We start from the raw sequence: 17,619 nt of genomic DNA, 5'->3' as shown, positions 1-17,619 counted from the left end.
TTACTTTTGCCAGAGCAATTAATTGTCTAATATTGGGTTTTATTTTATAAAATGGCAGAAAGAAGCAGTATTTTTGATATGATTGGCCCTGTAATGATCGGACCATCCAGTTCTCATACCGCAGGAGTGGTGAGGATTGCTAGAGCCGCAATTAAAGTTTTAGGAGCAATTCCGAACGAAGCAACGGTAACTTTTTATAATTCATTTGCTAAAACTTATGAAGGCCACGGCAGTGATAAAGCCATTATTGCCGGTTTATTGAACTTAAAAACTGACGACAAAAGAATAAAAGAAGCATTTGAATTAGCAAAAGAAGCTGGCCTAACCTATACATTCAAATCAATAGGAAGTGCTGGAACCTATCATCCCAACACCATTAAATTAAACTTAAAAAAGGGAGATAAGTCAGTTGAAGTAATTGGAGAAAGCCTTGGAGGCGGTGTAATAAACATTTCCAAAGTAAATGGCTTTACCGCTAATATTTCAGCTACATTACACACTTTAATCATCACCGCAGATGATAGAGAAGGAAGTATTGCCTTTATCACAAGTATCCTTACCCATGATAAAGCCAATATTGCAACTATGAGTGTTACCAGAAAAGGCAAAAAAGATATTGCTTGCTTAGCTATTGAAATGGATACTGGTTTAAAAGAAATTTCGTTGGAATACCTTAAAAATCTGGATTGGGTACAAGATGTTATCTATATTCCAGACATTGACATGTAAACTATTAATTATAATTATGCTTAGAATATTTATTGTTAGCTTATTCTTAGCTTTTACTTTTCAAGTACAGGCTCAGGATAAATGGTCATTACAGAAATGTATTGATTACGCTTTAGAGAACAACCTGCAAGTAAAGCAATCCAATCTGGATGTAGAAAGTGCAGATATAAGCTTATTTGGTTCCAAAATGAGTAATTTACCGAGTGTGAATGGTAATTTGGGTTTGAATACCTCTACTGGTAGAACCATTGATCCATTTACCAATACCATTAACGATAGAGGTATTAATTCACAAACTGCAGGCATTAGCGCTAGTGTGCCTCTTTTTGATGGTTTCCAAAGATATAACAGCATTAAGAGAGATCAGTATGGACAATTAGCAGCTGAAAGTGATTTGAAAACCATACAAAATAATGTTTCGCTTAACGTTGTTACTTTTTATACGAACATTTTATTCAATAAAGAGCTTCTGGAAACTGCCAAATTAAGGTTAGAAACAACAGAGAGCCAAGAAAGTAGAATTGAAAAGCAAGTGGAGATTGGAGCTTTAGCTCAGGCAGATTTACTTCAAATCAGACAACAAAAAGCAAATGATGAATTAGAAGTAGTGAGAGCTGAAAACAATCTTAACCTTTCTTACTTACAACTTAAACAAGCCTTACAAATTCCTGCGAATCAAGATTTCGATATTGAAATTCCTGAATTACCTGAACCCAATACAGGAGAATTAATGGAATCATCCGCAAATGTTTATCAATATGCATTGCAGAATCAGCCTGTAATTAAAGCTGCTGAATATAGAAAAGAAAGCGCATTTAGAAGTATTGGTGTAGCACGAAGCAGGTATTATCCTTCTCTAAGTTTGAATGCTGGAATTTCAACCAACTATTCTGATGCCGCTCCAGCACAATTTCCGGTATTAGGTTCAGAAAACATTACGATTACTAGACCAATTGGGATAGTTGAAAATACTGGTCAGCTGGTAGTAACGCAAGATGAAATCCCTTCTGAATTCAGAGAGAATACCTATTGGAATCAGTTAGATTTTAACCAAAGAAGATTTGTTGGCTTAAGCTTGAATATTCCTATTTTCAATCAATTCCAGGTAAGAAATAGTGTTCAACAAGCCATTATAACTAAAAAAAGAAGCGATTATCAATTAACGGCTGCTAAAAATGATTTGCAGCAAACAATTGAACAAGCTTATTTAGATGTAAAAGCTGCTGCAAAATCATATTCAGCTTTAAATAATAGTTTTGAAGCCTCTGAACTTAGCTTCAAAAATGCTGAGCAAAGGCTAGAATTAGGCGCAATTGATGCAGTTCAGTTTACTCAAATTAAAAATGATTTCGAAAGAGTTAAATCTGACTTAATTCGAGCTAAATACGATTATATTTTCAAACTTAAAGTACTTGACTTTTATCAAGGTAAACCATTAAACTTTTAACCATGGCTAAGAAGAAATCATCTAAAAAGACATTATATATATTAATTGCAGCGGTAGTTGTATTAATAGTAGCTGCAATTATTGGTAAAAAATCAGGCGTAATTGGACAGCCACCTTCTACAAAAGTTGAAGTAGCTAAAGTAGAAAAAAGAACCATAATTGAAAAAGTAAATGCCAGTGGAACAGTTCAGCCTGTCGTGGAAGTAAAACTCAGCCCAGATGTAGCCGGTGAGATTATTGCATTAGCGGTTGAAGAAGGTGATCCTGTTAAAGAAGGAGATTTGCTTGTAGAGATCAGACCTGATAATTTTGAAAGTGCATTAGAAAGAGCGAAAGCAAATCTAAACCAACAAAAAGCATCTTTAGCGCAAGCAGAAGCTTCTTTGGAAAGAGCAAAAGCGCAGGAAACGCAAGCCAAGCAAACTTTCAACAGACAGAAAAAACTTTATGATGAGAAAGTAATTTCAACTGCTGATTACGAATCGGCATTGGCTAGCTATCAGGTAGCACAAAACGATAAAGTGGCTGCAGAGAAAAATGTACTAGCTGCTCGATATACAGTTAAAAGCAGTCAGGCGACTGTAAACGAAGCTGCGGAAAATTTAAGAAGAACCACTATTTACGCTCCAGTTGATGGTACAGTTTCTAAGTTAAGTGTTGAATTAGGTGAAAGAGTGGTAGGTACACAGCAAATGGCAGGTACTGAAATGATGAGAATTGCAAACTTAAACAACATGGAAGTGCGTGTTGATGTAAATGAAAACGATATCATCAGAATCAACATTGGAGACACTGCTAATATAGAAGTAGATTCTTATACCTATATGGAAAAAGAATTTAAAGGAGTCGTTACGGCTATTGCTAATACTGCTAATGACAAAGCTTCACAAGATGCCGTTACCGAATTTGAAGTGAAAGTGAAGATATTGAATTCTTCATATGAGGATTTAATTTCGGAAAATGGAGATTCTCCTTTCAGACCAGGGATGACGGCAAGTGTTGAAATTATGACAGAAACCAAAGAGAATATTTTGACTGTGCCATTAGCTTCAGTTACATTAAGATCTCCAGAAGTTGAGAAAGATTCGACAACAACTGAACAGACTAAAGAAGTTAAAAAAGAGCAAGAAGTTGTATTTGTGGTTCAAGATGACAATACGGTTAAAATGACTCAGGTTAAGACTGGAATCAGCGATTTTGAATTTATTCAGGTAAGTGGATTAGAAGAAGGAGAAGAAATCGTAAAAGGACCATTCTTAGCTATTTCTAAAACTTTAAAAGATGGAGATCTGATTGAGGTTAAAGAAGAAGGAAAGAAAAAAGAAAATGACTAATTTAAGTTTTGCATAAAGTAAAAGCAGTGTCAAAAGCACTGCTTTTTTTTTGATCAATTCAATTATTCATTTCCAAGGCCTTCTCTATTGTTAGAGACTTATCCCAGACCATTTTGATGTTAAATTCTTCCATGGCAATTCGGAAATATTCTTCCATTGTGGGTAAACCGACAGAATCTCTCCTTGCCTTTAAGTTATCTGGGTCAGCAATTGGCCAAACATAATTATTATCGCCATTATCATCTATATAACTGAAAGTTTGAGTTCCAAACAATTGAGGTTTATCATCATACATTAATTTACGATCTAGCACAGTAGGATAATCATCTGATTCTAAAACGCCAGCTTCGGCTTTAACTTTTACTAGATCAATATATCTATTTATAAAATCCTTATCACCATGATCAATAATTAAAAAAATTGTACGATGACTCTCTGCATTTAAATTATCGTCCCAACCACATTTTCCAATCAGTTTATCTAAATATTTCTGATTGTCTTCATCTATTTTATTCATTTTATTCGCAAGCCTAATTACTTTTAATATCCCTTTGCCTGTTTTGTTATGTTCCTGAACAGCAGGGATCACCTCTTTTCTTATGCTCTGTTCTGCTTCTTTTCTTTTTGCTAATTCCTCATTTATTGACGACAGATTACAATTTTTGACTTGCGATACAGAAGAAAAAGACCATATCAACCCAATTAATACCGCTAGGGTATTCAAAAACTTAAGTTTTCTCATGATTCAATTATTTGATTATTGCTATTTAGTAATTTATAACGGTCTTTTTTTAAAATGAGTGACTAACAGACTTATAAATCATTGTATCCCTACTATTAAGCCTGGAAAAAATTGGCCTATACTCAGTAAAGAAGTTTCTTGTTGATCCACAGAAGCTAACTCATAATTAATGGCCGCACCCAATTCTAGATATCTGTATTTGCTTATTTTAAATCCATAAATCAGTTCTGACCTTATTACTCTTGGACCTTTAAAAAGCTTGATATCCGCTGCTTTTTGTTGCCATAAAGATGTATTAAGTAATAAATACTTCTTTCTATTCTGGTCAGTCCACTCTTTTTCCAAACCATAGCCTAATCCCCATGATGGTAAACCTGAAATTGAAAAGTTATAACCAAATTGTAATAGATTTTGAAAGAATCTACTACCAGTAGACAAAGCAATATTAGATAAAAACATATCTGTAGCTCTTAAAGCTACATATCCGTCACTGGCATCGATATTAAGAAGCCCTAAAGGTACTCCGTTATTTTTTCCACTTATGTTGATCAGCCCAATTTGATTTCCATTATTTACTTTACTGAAATTGATTAATCCAATCTGCCAGGTATCACTAAATAAACTACTGAATTCATGACCAAAACCAGCTGTTCTGGCATAATTTAAAAGTCCCAATTGTAAACCGTTAGTTTGCCCATCTGAATAATTGAATAAGGGCGCAATCTGGAAACCTACCATTCCTATTTTAGAGGAATTGATTAAGCCTGCAATCTGCGCACCCTGTAAATTTCTTGCTTTATTAGTTAAAACACCTAATTGTAAACCTATAAAACCAGAATAGCTGCTATTAAATGAAGATATCTGTACTCCTACCCCATTTCCGTAAGTTCTGTTAGAAATTGTAGCGAGTTGAAAGCCTTTAAAAGTCTCATCAATTGATTCTTTTGGATTTAAACGATTATTAACTCCTGAAATATTGACAAAGCCTGCCAATTGAATACCCTGAAATTTTTCAAAATTATAATTTGAAATAAGTCCCAACTCAATACCGCTGACACTGCCCGTTATTCCTGAAGTCAGGTTCAATGATAATTTATAATGATTGGCCATTTCATCTATTTGATGATTACTAAAACCAGGGAAAGCAGAAATATGGATTTTAGATTGCCTAGAATAGGATTGTGAAAAAGATTGATATGGATTCGCTAAGATAAGTTCAAACGCTAAAAGCATGAAAAATATGTAGCTAATAGCTCTTTTTTCTGTTTTGATTATAATATTTTGCACATTTTAATGTTATAGTTGGAAGTAAACTTATAAAAAAACTAATCAACCGTCAATTTATTGTAAATGAATAAAATATTTATCACCCCCCTTACTTCTGTCCTTTTATTTTTTTCCATACAACAAAATTATTGTCAAGAAATAGAGATACTGGATACAACAGCAATTGAGCTTCAAAGTGGAGTTAAGGAAACGACCTCTAATACTCAGCATAAAAAAATTAATGGCGTAAATTATCTTTTTCGATTTAATGATTATCAAAGCAGTAATAATCCCTTGCAATTAGAAATTATAAACTTAGAAGAACAAAAAATAGAAAAAGTAATACAGTTTCCTTTATATGGAAATAATGCTTTCGAAGAGGTTGTAAATTTCTATGTTCATAATTTCGATTCAATATTTTTTCATAATGAAGCATTTCCCCTTACTTTTTACTTAACGGATACTTCCAAAAACCTAGTTAAAAAATGGGAAAGTACAGATATGACTTTAGGAGCTGGTTGGCATAGTAATGCCTCCCCATTTCTGATTGATAATAAGTTATACTTCTATAGTATTTCTACTCAATCTTTTTACCCAGATGATTTAGCTTTCTTTAATGTAAACCATTTAAGTTATCTCAAGCTTGAAAATGGAAAAATATCAGAAATAAAAAATCTAAAATACCCAAACGAAATCTTAGCAGCTCACCAAAATAATAAGTGGTATCCGTGGAGTCAAAATCCTTATTTTCATCATTATGGCAGCGCTATTTATGTAGGGTTTAATATGAGTAAAAAACTAATTAAGATTGAAAACAAACAAGAAAAAAATATCGAACTGGATATAGGATCAAGAAAGCTTGCAGAAGCTATTAGCATGGATGATAATGACTTCGTTTCAAATCAATTATATTTAATTGAGAGTCCACAATTAGGAGAAATAGTATATGACCCATATCGTAATAAATTGATTAGGCTATACAAAAAGGCAATATTGCTGGAGGCAAATGAAGACCGATCCAATGCATATTATAGATCCGACTTTACACTATTGTTTTTTGAGCCAGACGGAGAATTATCTGGTACAATATCGCTACCATCTAACAAGTTTAATCCATCCATTATAATCCCTACAAAGAGAGGCCTATTAATAAATACTGATAATCCCTTTAACCAAAATAACAATGAAGACTTCCTTGAATTTGCTCTTATTTCTCTTACTGATATTGAATAGTTTTTCGATAAAAGCTCAAAATGAAGAAAGTGAAGGTATTTTATTCTTTTGCAGAGCTAATGCAGGCATGAAAAATATAGTTCCTATGAATGACCAGGTTATTATAAGACCTGAAAAATCAGATTTTTTAGTATTAGCTAAACCTAATGGTTTAATATCGGACACCCTAGAATTAAAAAAGGAATGGGGATTTGTTATGAGTATTATTGCAACTTCTGACTCTACCTTTTCAGTAGCTTTAGGGAAGCATGGACTTAAAGTTCTTATATCGAATAATCAGTTTTCAATTCAGGAAGAAATTCCTTCTCATTTCTTAATTGATGAATATGAAACAGGGCTAAAAATACCAGTTAGAGATTATGTAATAGGAATGACCCCAAATAAAAATGCACCTAGAAAGCACAGTATTTATCAATTTGCATTAATACATAAAAAAGATTCACAGCTTTTAATCCTAAATGAACCACTACCCCTTGAATCAAGATACTATCAAGGCATGAGTAATTTAGCTGACTATTATGTTACTGACAATAATTTAATTATTAATCATTCGGAAGCCAACTCATTCATCGTACATGATTTTAAAAATAAAAAAACTACAATAAAGCAATTCCCTGCAATTGAAGACAAAAATAAAGAAGCATGGTATGCTATTGTTGATCGTTCCAATAGCGATATATTCTTTATAAGAAATAGGAAAAAAGAGATCAATGAGGTCTATTCCTATAATCTTGAGGCTAATGAACTCCAATACATAGCATCCACAAACCAACATATTTTGGGTGTCAATAAGTCAAGAGCTTTTTATCGAGAAATGGATGAGGAAGGTGATATCTGTTTCTATTTTATTGATTTAATGCAAAAAAAGGGCTCTAAATCAGAAATATTAAAACTTGATGAAATAACTGTTAAAGGAAATTAATTTTCATGAAGTAATACTATTGTTTCAATCTGACTATATATATCGTTAAATGCATCAATATTAATAATTATTGATAAATATATCTATATTATTATTTATCGATATTTTTATCGATATTTAACAAAGAAATATAGCATTTTAATGATAGCAATATTAACAGGCGACATTATCAATTCTACAGAGAAGGTTCCTTCAAATTGGTTGAAAGAACTGAAATCAGTTTTAAATCAATATGGCACTAGCCCTGAAAAATGGGAAATCTATAGAGGGGATAGCTTTCAATTAAAAATCTCCATTGGGGAAGCTATTTTAGCAGCTTTTCATATCAAAGCCACCATCAAACAAATTAAAAACAAAGATGTCAGAATTGCCATTGGAATTGGAAAGGAAGATTATGTATCTGAAAAAATATCAGAGTCGAATGGTATAGCCTATCAAAATTCAGGTGTATGCTTTGAAACTCTCAAAAAAAATACTCTTGCTATAAGATCAAATGATGCAAAATGGGATGAGCCACTCAATATCATGTTGGAATTAATGCTATTTACTGCAGATAAATGGACTGCAAGCCAAGCCGAGGTGATAAAAGCAAGTATAGAAAATCCTGATAAAAACCAAAACCAACTTGCAGAACTACTAGAAAAAACTCAAAGTACCATTAGCGTATCCCTCGATCGAAGTGGATTTGATAAGCTGCAAAAAATAATTGACTATTATAAGAAACAAACCCATTCGTTATGATTTCATTTCTTCTCAAAATCTTAGTTGCTCATGTATTAGGTGATTTCGTTTTTCAATCGGACCGATGGGTTCAACACAAAGAATCAAAGAAAGCAAAATCAAAATTTCTATATATACATATCATAATTCATACTATTTTAGTACTGATTTTATTGCAATTCAATGTAGACTATTGGTTGGCATTCCTCATTTTACCCATAAGTCATTTTGTAATTGACCTCTTCAAAATCTATCTTAGAAAAATCTTAAATTCTCGTTTATCATTTATAGTTGACCAATTAGCTCATTTAGCAGTGATTTTAGCTATTTGTGCTTATTACTACCCCAAAATGCTTTCTTTTGAATTTCAACTATCAGAAACTCTATTACTGTTTGTTTTAAGTATTCTATTACTTACCTATGGAATAGCTGTTTTTATTAAGATCATTATGTCTCAATGGGAGCTGCCAGAAGACTCTGACCAAGATTCCCTTTCCAAAGCTGGGAAATACATCGGTATTATTGAACGACTTTTTGTTTTTGCTTTTGTACTTATGGAAGAATGGCAAGCCATAGGATTTCTAATAGCAGCTAAATCTGTATTTCGATTTGGAGATTTATCAAGAGCAAAAGATCGTAAACTTACTGAATACATCTTAATAGGCACTTTATTAAGTTTTGGTTTTGCAATTTTAATAGGCCTTCTCTATCAAAACCTGTTAGATAACTTATAATTTCAAAAAATATCGCAGCAAGATGGCCATTCCTCTTATCTCAATTATTATGCCTGTTAAAAACACTGAACAGTTTCTTCCAGCCTGTTTGGATAGCATCATCAATCAATCGGAACAGGATTGGGAATTAATTGTGACAGATGATCACTCCACTGATAATAGTAGAGCTGTAGTCGAAAAATTTGTAGAAAAAGATACCCGAATCAAGCTAATAAGTTCCTCAGGAAACGGAATCATTTCTGCTCTGCAATCATCCTATGCTTTAGCAACAGGGGACATTATTCACAGAATGGATTCTGATGATATAATGCCCAAAAACAAGCTACAATTATTAAAAGAAGGGCTTCTTAAAGAAGGGCTAAACACCGTAGTTACAGGAAAAGTTGAATACTTTTCTGAAGAACCAATTTCTGAAGGCTACCTACAATACCAATACTGGTTGAACTCGCTTTGTGAAGATAATTCGCACTGGCAGCATCTTTACGAGGAATGTGTAGTTGCTTCACCTGCCTGGATGATGTTTAAACAAGATTTCGAAAAATGTGGTGGCTTTAACTCAAATTACTACCCTGAAGATTATGACTTGGTTTTCCGTTGGTATGCTGCAGGTTTTAAGATTTTTGCTTTAAGAGATTGTATCCATTTTTGGCGAGAGCATCCAAAAAGAACAAGTAGAACAGCTGCTTATTGCAATCAAGCTGCATTTTTTAAACTAAAGCTTATGTATTTCCTTAAGTTTGAACGGGATAGGAATAGACCATTTCTGATTTTTGGTGCAGGAACTAAAGGAAAAATCATGGCTAATTTTTTAATAGATCAAAAAGAAAAATTCTACTGGGTGAACTCTATTTCTAAATCTAAGCAAGAAAAAACAGCTTCAAAATATTCTGATTATACTTTAGGCATGGATCAGTTAGCTGAATTTATAGAACCACAAATCATCATCACTGTAGGAGAAGCAAAAAGTAAACAGCAAATCCAGGCATTCATGAAAAAGCACAATTGGGTAGAACACAAACACTACTTTTTCTTCAGATAGATTAACCTATAAAAAACATATTAAAAAGAGGTTCTTTCACTTCAAAAGATAAAAAATTCTGAACTTTCGCTTTTTCATTTAGGTTATTATACCTTTATTTGACATTACTTATCCAGAAAGACTGAGGGATTGGGCCCTTTGAAGTCTTAGCAACCCTTCCTTACAATAGGAAAAGGTGCTACTTCCCATCCAAACAAATAGTTTGGTAAAGATAAGAACAGCCACTCTTTAGGCACTTTCTGGATATGAAATTTAAATATTCAGAATGAGCAGATTTTCAAAAGACATACTTCAAGACCGAATTTTAGTGTTAGATGGTGCGATGGGCACTATGATTCAGCAGTATAAATTAACAGAAGCTGACTATCGCGGGGAACGATTTAAAGATTATCCTTCTGACTTAAAAGGCAATAATGACCTCCTCTCTATCACCCAGCCTGATATCATCAAGGGCATTCATAGAGCTTATTTAGATGCAGGCGCAGATATAATCGAAACCAATACTTTCAGTGGGACAAGCATCGCTATGGCCGACTATAACATGCAGGAGCTAGTTTGGGAGTTAAATGAGCAGTCCGCTAAATTAGCTAGAGAGGTAACAGAAGAATATTCAGATAAGCCTCGTTTTGTGGCAGGATCAATTGGGCCTACGAATCGAACTGCCTCTATATCGCCTGACGTAAACCGACCAGGGTTTAGAGCTACTTCCTTTGATGAATTAAGGCTCGCCTACAAAGAACAGGCAGAAGCCCTAGCTGCTGGAGGAGTTGATATATTTTTAGTCGAAACTGTATTCGATACGCTTAATTGTAAGGCTGCCTTAATGGCCATACAAGAATTAAAAGATGAGAAAGGTATCGATATTCCAGTAATGGTTTCCGGAACGATTACAGATGCCAGCGGTCGAACATTATCTGGTCAAACAGTGGAAGCATTTTGGAACAGTATCCGTCACTTCCCGCTTTTAAGTGTTGGTTTTAATTGTGCTTTAGGAGCTGATCAATTAAAAACTTATCTACAACAATTAGCGAGAATATCAGACGTAGCAATTTCTTGTCACCCAAATGCTGGACTACCAAATGAATTTGGGGAATACGATGAAAGTCCAGCTGAAATGAGCGGAATCATAAAAAGTTACTTCGATGAAGGTTTGGTGAATATTATCGGAGGCTGTTGTGGTACTCAACCTGAGCATATTAAAGCAATTGCTGATTATGCACAGAAATCAAAACCTCATGAAATAAGCACTTCTGATAAAATAATGAAGTTAAGCGGACTGGAACCTCTTTCAGTCACTCCTGAAATAAACTTTGTGAATATTGGTGAGCGAACCAATGTATCGGGGTCCAAGAAATTTGCCCGATTAATAAGAGAGGAAAAGTTTGAAGAAGCAGTTGATATCGCTCTAAACCAAGTGGAAGGTGGTGCCCAAATTATTGACATCAACATGGATGATGGTATGCTTGATGCAGAAAAAGTATTGCCTGAATTCGTAAATCTAATTGCTTCAGAACCGGATATTGCACGGCTTCCATTCATGATTGATTCATCGAAATGGGAAGTAATAGAAGCCGGGCTAAAGTGTTTACAAGGAAAAGGAATTGTAAACTCCATTAGCTTAAAAGAAGGGGAAGAAGATTTTATTAAAAAAGCCAAAAAGATAAAAGAATACGGAGCTGCAGTTGTAGTAATGGCCTTCGATGAAAAGGGACAAGCGGATACTTTTGATCGCAAAATTGAAGTCTGTAAGCGATGCTATGATTTACTGGTCAAGGAGGCTGATTTCCCAGCTGAAGACATCATCTTCGATCCCAATATTCTTACAATTGGTACCGGCATGGAGGAGCATGATAATTATGCGGTTGACTTTATTAATGCTGTAAAATGGATCAAAGAAAACCTACCCCATGCGAAAACAAGTGGTGGTGTTAGTAATATCTCATTTTCATTTAGAGGGAATAATGTAGTAAGAGAAGCCATGCATTCTGCTTTCCTTTACCACGCTATCAAAGCTGGTTTAGATATGGGAATTGTCAATCCAGGAATGCTGGAGGTTTATGATGAAATAGATAAAGAATTACTGCAATATGTTGAGGATTTATTATTCAATCGCAGAGTAGATGCTACAGAAAGGTTAATGGCTTATGCTGAAAACTTGAAGCCCGGAGAAAAAGCAGAAAAGGAAACTAAACAATGGCGAAATGAACCGGTGAATAAAAGGCTGGAACATGCATTAGTTAAAGGAATAACCGAATTCATAGTAGAGGATACTGAAGAAGCAAGACTGCAAGCAGATCGTCCTCTTGATGTAATAGAAGGTCCTTTAATGGATGGGATGAATGTAGTGGGAGACCTATTTGGCTCAGGAAAAATGTTCCTGCCTCAGGTTGTGAAAAGTGCCAGGGTGATGAAGAAAGCAGTAGCACACCTCCTACCCTACATCGAGGCTGAGAAGTCCTCCGCCCAGGGGGGCAAAGGCAAAATATTGATGGCTACAGTAAAAGGAGACGTTCATGATATCGGTAAAAATATAGTGGGAGTAGTCTTGGCCTGTAACAATTATGAAATCATTGATCTGGGCGTTATGGTTCCTTTGCAAAAGATTCTTGAAGAAGCTGAAAAGCAGCAAGTGGATATTATCGGACTTAGTGGTTTAATCACCCCTTCTTTAGATGAAATGATATATGTGGTGGAAGAAATGGAGAAAAGAGGATTGAAAACTCCTGTTATGATTGGCGGTGCTACCACCTCTCGAATTCACACCGCAGTTAAAATTAAGCCAAACTACAGTGGACCCGTAGTGCATGTAAATGATGCCTCACGCTCTGTTACGGTAGCTGGAAAGCTAATGGGTAAAGATAAAGAGGATTATTTCCAAGAAATTGCAAGCGAATATGCTGAAGCAAAGGCAGGACACAGTCGCAGAGGTGAAACCAAAAATTACATAAGTATTGAAGAAGCCAGAAATAATAAATTTCAGCTCGACTGGTCTAATTTTGAAAGTACTAAGCCAAATATCCTGGGTAATAAAGTGCTTTTGAACTACGATTTAGAGGAAATATCTCAATACATAGATTGGACTCCATTCTTTCATACCTGGGAGATGAAGGGTAGATACCCAAAAATATTGAATGATCCTGAAAAAGGAATTGAGGCACAAAAGTTATTTGATGACGCTCAAAAAATGCTAGCTGAAATTATAGAACAAAAATCCTTGCAAGCCAATGCCATATTTGGTTTATATCCTGCTCATACGAAAAATGATGACAGCATTGAGGTTTTTGCTGATGAAAAAAAGACGCAGAAACTGACTGAATTCCATACTTTAAGACAACAAAGCAAAAAAGGAGACAATAATTTCAATTATGCTTTTTCTGACTTCCTGGCTCCTGCTGAGCAGCCTATAACAGATTATATGGGATGTTTTGCGGTCACTACTGGAATTGGCCTGGAGAAATTGACAGAAAAATATGAAGCAGATCATGATGACTACAGCAGCATTATGGCCAAAGCTTTAGCAGATCGACTAGCAGAAGCATTTGCTGAACTTTTGCATAAAAAAGTGAGAAGAGAGTATTGGGGATATGCTCAAAATGAAAGTCTTGACAACGAAGGACTCATCAAAGAAGAATACAAAGGAATAAGACCTGCCCCAGGATACCCGGGATGTCCTGATCATACTGAAAAAATCACTTTGTTTAATTTATTAAATGTAGAAAAAGAAACGGGAATAAGTCTAACTGAAAACCTGGCCATGTGGCCCACTGCATCTGTCAGCGGCTTTTATTTTGCTCATCCTGAGAGTCGATACTTTGGATTGGGTAAAATAGGAAAAGACCAGGTAGAAGATATCGCCAAACGTAAAAATCAGGATTTCAAGGAAATCGAAAGATGGCTAAAACCCAATTTAAATTATTGAAAAGAAGCAAGAGCCTAGATATAAGAATATAGACTTTTGTCTAGAATCTAGACTCTTTTATCTAAAATCTCATTATGAAAGTAACCGAACATATAAATAACGCAAAAGAAACCGTATTCTCATTTGAAATATTACCTCCACTAAAAGGACAAAATATCAAGTCATTATTTGAGAATATAGAACCACTGATGGAGTTCAAACCTCCATTTATTGATGTTACCTATCACAGGGAAGAATACGTTTATCGAGATAAAGGAAATGGATTACTTGAAAAAAGGACTACCCGGAAAAGACCTGGTACTGTAGGTATTTGTGCTGCTATCAAAAACCGTTTTGATGTAGATACTGTCCCTCATATCATTTGTGGTGGTTTCAGTAAGGAAGAAACAGAAAATGCCTTAATTGATTTAGATTTCCTTGGAATTGATTCTTTGCTGGTATTAAGAGGTGACCCTATTAAGTCAGAGAATAAATTTATTCCTGATCCGAATGGTCATGCTTATGCAATTGAATTAATGGGACAGGTCGTGGACATGAACCATGGTAAATACATAGATGAAGAATTACAATCGGCAACTCCTACAGATTTCTGCATAGGCGTTGCAGGCTATCCGGAAAAACATTTTGAAGCGCCTAGCATGAAGTCTGATTTGAAAATACTGAAACAAAAGGTAGAAGGAGGAGCTGAATATGTGGTGACTCAAATGTTCTTTGATAATCAGAAATATTTTGATTTTGTAAAATTATGTAAGGCTGAAGGAATAAATGTACCTATAATTCCAGGTTTGAAACCCATCACTTCCCTGAAGCAAATGTCTGCTTTACCTAGATCCTTTTATTTGGACTTACCAGATGAGTTGGTAGATCAACTAGAAAACTGTAAAGATAATGCTGAAGCAAAAGAAGTGGGTATTAAATGGTGCATACAGCAATCTAAAGAATTGATTGAATTTGGTGCGCCTTGCTTGCATTATTATTCTATGGGAAAATCAGATCCTATCTATAGAATTGCAAAGGAGGTGTTTTAATAAAAAAGGCTTACCTATCGGTAAGCCTTTTCACATATTAATACAAAGCTGGATATTGTTCCGGATCAAATTCATTCATCATTTCATAAACCCTATCAAATACAGTTTCAACTTGAGGCTTACTGAAATAATCACCATCTGAAGCATAAGCTGGTCTATGTTCTTCAGCAGTTATAGTCATTGGTTGAGCATCTAGATATTTATAAGCTTTTTGCTCTTCAAGTACTTTCTGCATCATGAATCCAGTTGCACCACCTGGCACATCCTCATCAGCAAAAATTACTCTATTGGTTTTCTTTACTGATTCTACAATTTTATGATCAATATCAAATGGCAATAAGCTTTGAACATCAATCACTTCACACGATATACCTTGTTCTGCTAATTGTTCAGCAGCATCCATTACTACTCTGCACATTGAACCATAAGTAACGATCGTAACATCTTCACCTTCTCTGATCGTTTCCGGCTGACCAAGAGGTACAGTGAATTCTCCAACGTTTTCAGGTAATTCTTCTTTTAACCTGTATCCGTTTAGACATTCTATGATTAAAGCAGGATCATCAGATTGAAGCATGGTATTATAGAAACCAGCAGCTTGAGTCATATTACGAGGAACTAAAACATAAATTCCTCTAATAGAATTTAAGATCATGCCCATAGGAGAGCCTGAATGCCAAACACCTTCTAGTCTATGACCTCTCGTTCTTATGATTAATGGAGCTTTTTGTCCTCCTTTTGTTCTGTATTGAAGAGAAGCCAAATCATCAGACATGATCTGAATTGCATATAATAAATAGTCTAGATACTGAATTTCAGCTATAGGTCTTAATCCTCTTAAAGCAGCACCTATTCCTTGCCCCAGAATTGTACATTCTCTAATACCTGTATCCATAACTCTTAGCTCACCATGCTTTTCTTGCAAGCCAGCAAAAGCTTGGTTTACATCTCCAATTTTCCCTACATCTTCTCCAAAAGCAAATACTCTAGGATCACGAGCTAATGCAGCATCGAAACAAGCTTGCAATACTTCTCTACCATCGACCTTTTTAGGGTCATCGGAATACTCAGCATCAATTACTTCAACTTTTAAAGCAGACTCGTCAGATTCACTATATAAATGTGAACTGTATCTGTCATGACCCTCCTCCATTACGGCATTAAGCCAATTAAGCAATTTGTTTTTCGCTTCACCTTCATGATTAATAACTAATCTTAAAGATTTTTTAACAGCTTTAATATTATCTAACCTCAACGGGTTCATAGCCGACTTAAGCTCATCCGCAATCTCAGAAATCTTATTTTCAGCTGATTCTTCCGCTAATTCATTTAGTAGGCCTAATGCTTCTTTTTGTTGATCTTTAATTTCACCAATGAAAGCTTTCCAAGCCGCATCTTTTGCATCCTTTGCAGTTTGCTTCGCTTCATTTTCAATTTGATCAAGCTCCTCAGCAGTGGCTAATTTCTCTTTAATGATATACTTTCTGAATTGATTTAAGCAATCATATTCAGCTTCCCACTCTAATCTTTCTTTTGATTTATAGCGCTCATGAGAACCTGAAGTAGAGTGACCTTGAGGCTGAGTTAGTTCCAAAACATGAACCATTGAAGGCACGTGCTCTTCTCTAGAAATCTTGGATGCCTTTTGATAAGTTTCAACTAAGGCTTCGTAATCCCAACCTTTAACGGTTAATATTTCATAGCCCTTTTTATCCTTTGATCTTTGGAAACCCGATAAAACTTCAGAAATGCTTCCTTTTGTAGTGTGGAATTCCTGTGGCACACTTATACCATAATGATCATCCCAAACTGAAATTAACATCGGAATTTGTAAAACACCAGCAGCATTTATCGATTCATAAAACATTCCTTCAGAAGTAGAAGCATTACCAATGGTACCAAAAGCTACTTCATTACCCTCAATTGAATATTTTTCGAATTCCTTTTTGTATAAATCTTTATTTTCTCTGAATAATTTAGAAGCAAATGCCAAGCCGACTAATCTAGGCATTTGAGCAGCTGTAGGTGAAACATCAGAAGAGCTATTTTTACTATCCGTAAGATTAGTGTATTTACCTGCTTCATCTAACATTCTGGTAGCGAAATGACCATTCATTAATCTACCGGCTGAAGCTGGGTCAGCATTTACATCTGTGTGAGCATAAAGCTGAGCAAAATAAGCCTGAATGCTCAACTCCCCAGTAGCAAACATAAAGGTTTGGTCTCTATAATAACCAGAGCGAAAATCACCATTTTTAAAGGCTTTCGCCATGGCTAATTGCGCTAGCTCTTTACCATCACCGAAGATTCCGAATTTAGCCTTTCCCATGAAGACCTCTTTACGGCCCATTAAACTGGCATGTCTACTCTCCCATCCTAATCGGAAATCATTCAAAATTTCTTCTTTCGAAATACTAAATTTATTCTTCTTTTTGCTTTTGGTGGTTGTCATCAGCTTATCGTTTTATTGAAATATTATAGGCTCACTTTTTCAGTAAGCTCAACA

The 17,619-nt window shown here is 34.9% G+C and carries 13 protein-coding genes and 1 riboswitch; of the genes, 10 read left to right on the top strand and 3 right to left on the bottom strand.

Annotation, left to right across the window (positions count from 1 at the left end; translation table 11 throughout):
- Window positions 1–51: 51 nt before the first annotated feature.
- The 3 genes from sdaAB to QYS47_RS07735 are packed head-to-tail and all read left to right on the top strand — an operon-like array spanning window position 52 to window position 3,510.
- Complete coding sequence (gene sdaAB, locus QYS47_RS07745; RefSeq protein WP_302099888.1) at window positions 52–729, top strand: L-serine ammonia-lyase, iron-sulfur-dependent subunit beta; 678 nt, start codon at window positions 52–54, stop codon at window positions 727–729.
- A 16-nt stretch (window positions 730–745) separates the two neighbouring features.
- Complete coding sequence (locus QYS47_RS07740) at window positions 746–2,176, top strand: TolC family protein (protein WP_308357093.1); 1,431 nt, start codon at window positions 746–748, stop codon at window positions 2,174–2,176.
- Between the two features lie 2 nt (window positions 2,177–2,178).
- Complete coding sequence (locus QYS47_RS07735) at window positions 2,179–3,510, top strand: efflux RND transporter periplasmic adaptor subunit (protein ID WP_322348277.1); 1,332 nt, start codon at window positions 2,179–2,181, stop codon at window positions 3,508–3,510.
- Window positions 3,511–3,568: 58 nt separating this feature from the next.
- On the opposite strand, the gene QYS47_RS07730 is transcribed toward QYS47_RS07735, so the two are convergent.
- Window positions 3,569–4,252, bottom strand: a complete 684-nt coding sequence (locus QYS47_RS07730) for a DUF6624 domain-containing protein (RefSeq protein WP_322348276.1) — start codon at window positions 4,250–4,252, stop codon at window positions 3,569–3,571.
- A gap of 78 nt (window positions 4,253–4,330) precedes the next feature.
- On the bottom strand, window positions 4,331–5,539 hold the full coding sequence (locus QYS47_RS07725; RefSeq protein ID WP_322348275.1) for a hypothetical protein: 1,209 nt from the start codon (window positions 5,537–5,539) through the stop codon (window positions 4,331–4,333).
- Between the two features lie 63 nt (window positions 5,540–5,602).
- On the opposite strand from QYS47_RS07725, the gene QYS47_RS07720 reads away from it, so the two are divergent.
- The 7 genes from QYS47_RS07720 to metF all read left to right on the top strand — a co-directional run bounded on the left by QYS47_RS07720 (window position 5,603) and on the right by metF (window position 15,113).
- Window positions 5,603–6,751, top strand: a complete 1,149-nt coding sequence (locus QYS47_RS07720; RefSeq protein ID WP_322348274.1) for a hypothetical protein — start codon at window positions 5,603–5,605, stop codon at window positions 6,749–6,751.
- Window positions 6,744–7,673 carry a hypothetical protein gene (locus QYS47_RS07715; RefSeq protein ID WP_322348273.1) on the top strand — a complete coding sequence of 310 codons (930 nt, stop codon included), beginning with the start codon at window positions 6,744–6,746 and terminating at the stop codon, window positions 7,671–7,673. The genes QYS47_RS07720 and QYS47_RS07715 overlap by 8 nt, the downstream gene beginning before the upstream one ends.
- Window positions 7,674–7,814: 141 nt before the next feature.
- Entirely contained in the window at window positions 7,815–8,414 is a 600-nt protein-coding gene (locus QYS47_RS07710; RefSeq protein ID WP_322348272.1) for a SatD family protein, read from the top strand.
- Entirely contained in the window at window positions 8,411–9,127 is a 717-nt protein-coding gene (locus tag QYS47_RS07705) for a DUF3307 domain-containing protein (protein ID WP_322348271.1), read from the top strand. The genes QYS47_RS07710 and QYS47_RS07705 overlap by 4 nt, the downstream gene beginning before the upstream one ends.
- Before the next feature lie 22 nt (window positions 9,128–9,149).
- The gene (locus tag QYS47_RS07700; protein WP_322348270.1) at window positions 9,150–10,166 is read left to right on the top strand and encodes a glycosyltransferase family 2 protein; all 1,017 of its coding nucleotides are present in this window, start codon (window positions 9,150–9,152) and stop codon (window positions 10,164–10,166) included.
- A gap of 105 nt (window positions 10,167–10,271) precedes the next feature.
- Window positions 10,272–10,384: riboswitch (SAM riboswitch) on the top strand.
- 47 nt (window positions 10,385–10,431) lie between these two features.
- Window positions 10,432–14,085, top strand: coding sequence for a methionine synthase (gene metH / locus QYS47_RS07695; protein WP_322348269.1), 3,654 nt, complete (start codon window positions 10,432–10,434; stop codon window positions 14,083–14,085).
- 74 nt (window positions 14,086–14,159) lie between these two features.
- Window positions 14,160–15,113 (top strand): methylenetetrahydrofolate reductase [NAD(P)H], encoded by a 954-nt coding sequence (gene metF, locus QYS47_RS07690; RefSeq protein ID WP_322348268.1) that lies wholly within the window; start codon window positions 14,160–14,162, stop codon window positions 15,111–15,113.
- Between the two features lie 37 nt (window positions 15,114–15,150).
- Here metF and QYS47_RS07685 read toward each other — a convergent pair whose 3' ends face one another.
- Complete coding sequence (locus QYS47_RS07685; protein ID WP_322348267.1) at window positions 15,151–17,565, bottom strand: alpha-ketoacid dehydrogenase subunit alpha/beta; 2,415 nt, start codon at window positions 17,563–17,565, stop codon at window positions 15,151–15,153.
- Between the last annotated feature and the right edge of the window lie 54 nt (window positions 17,566–17,619).

The organism is Marivirga arenosa (assembly GCF_030503875.2).
GTDB lineage: Bacteria > Bacteroidota > Bacteroidia > Cytophagales > Cyclobacteriaceae > Marivirga > Marivirga arenosa.
The sequence above is the reverse complement of the archived record's forward strand: the minus strand, read 5'-3'. Positions and strand labels throughout refer to the sequence as shown.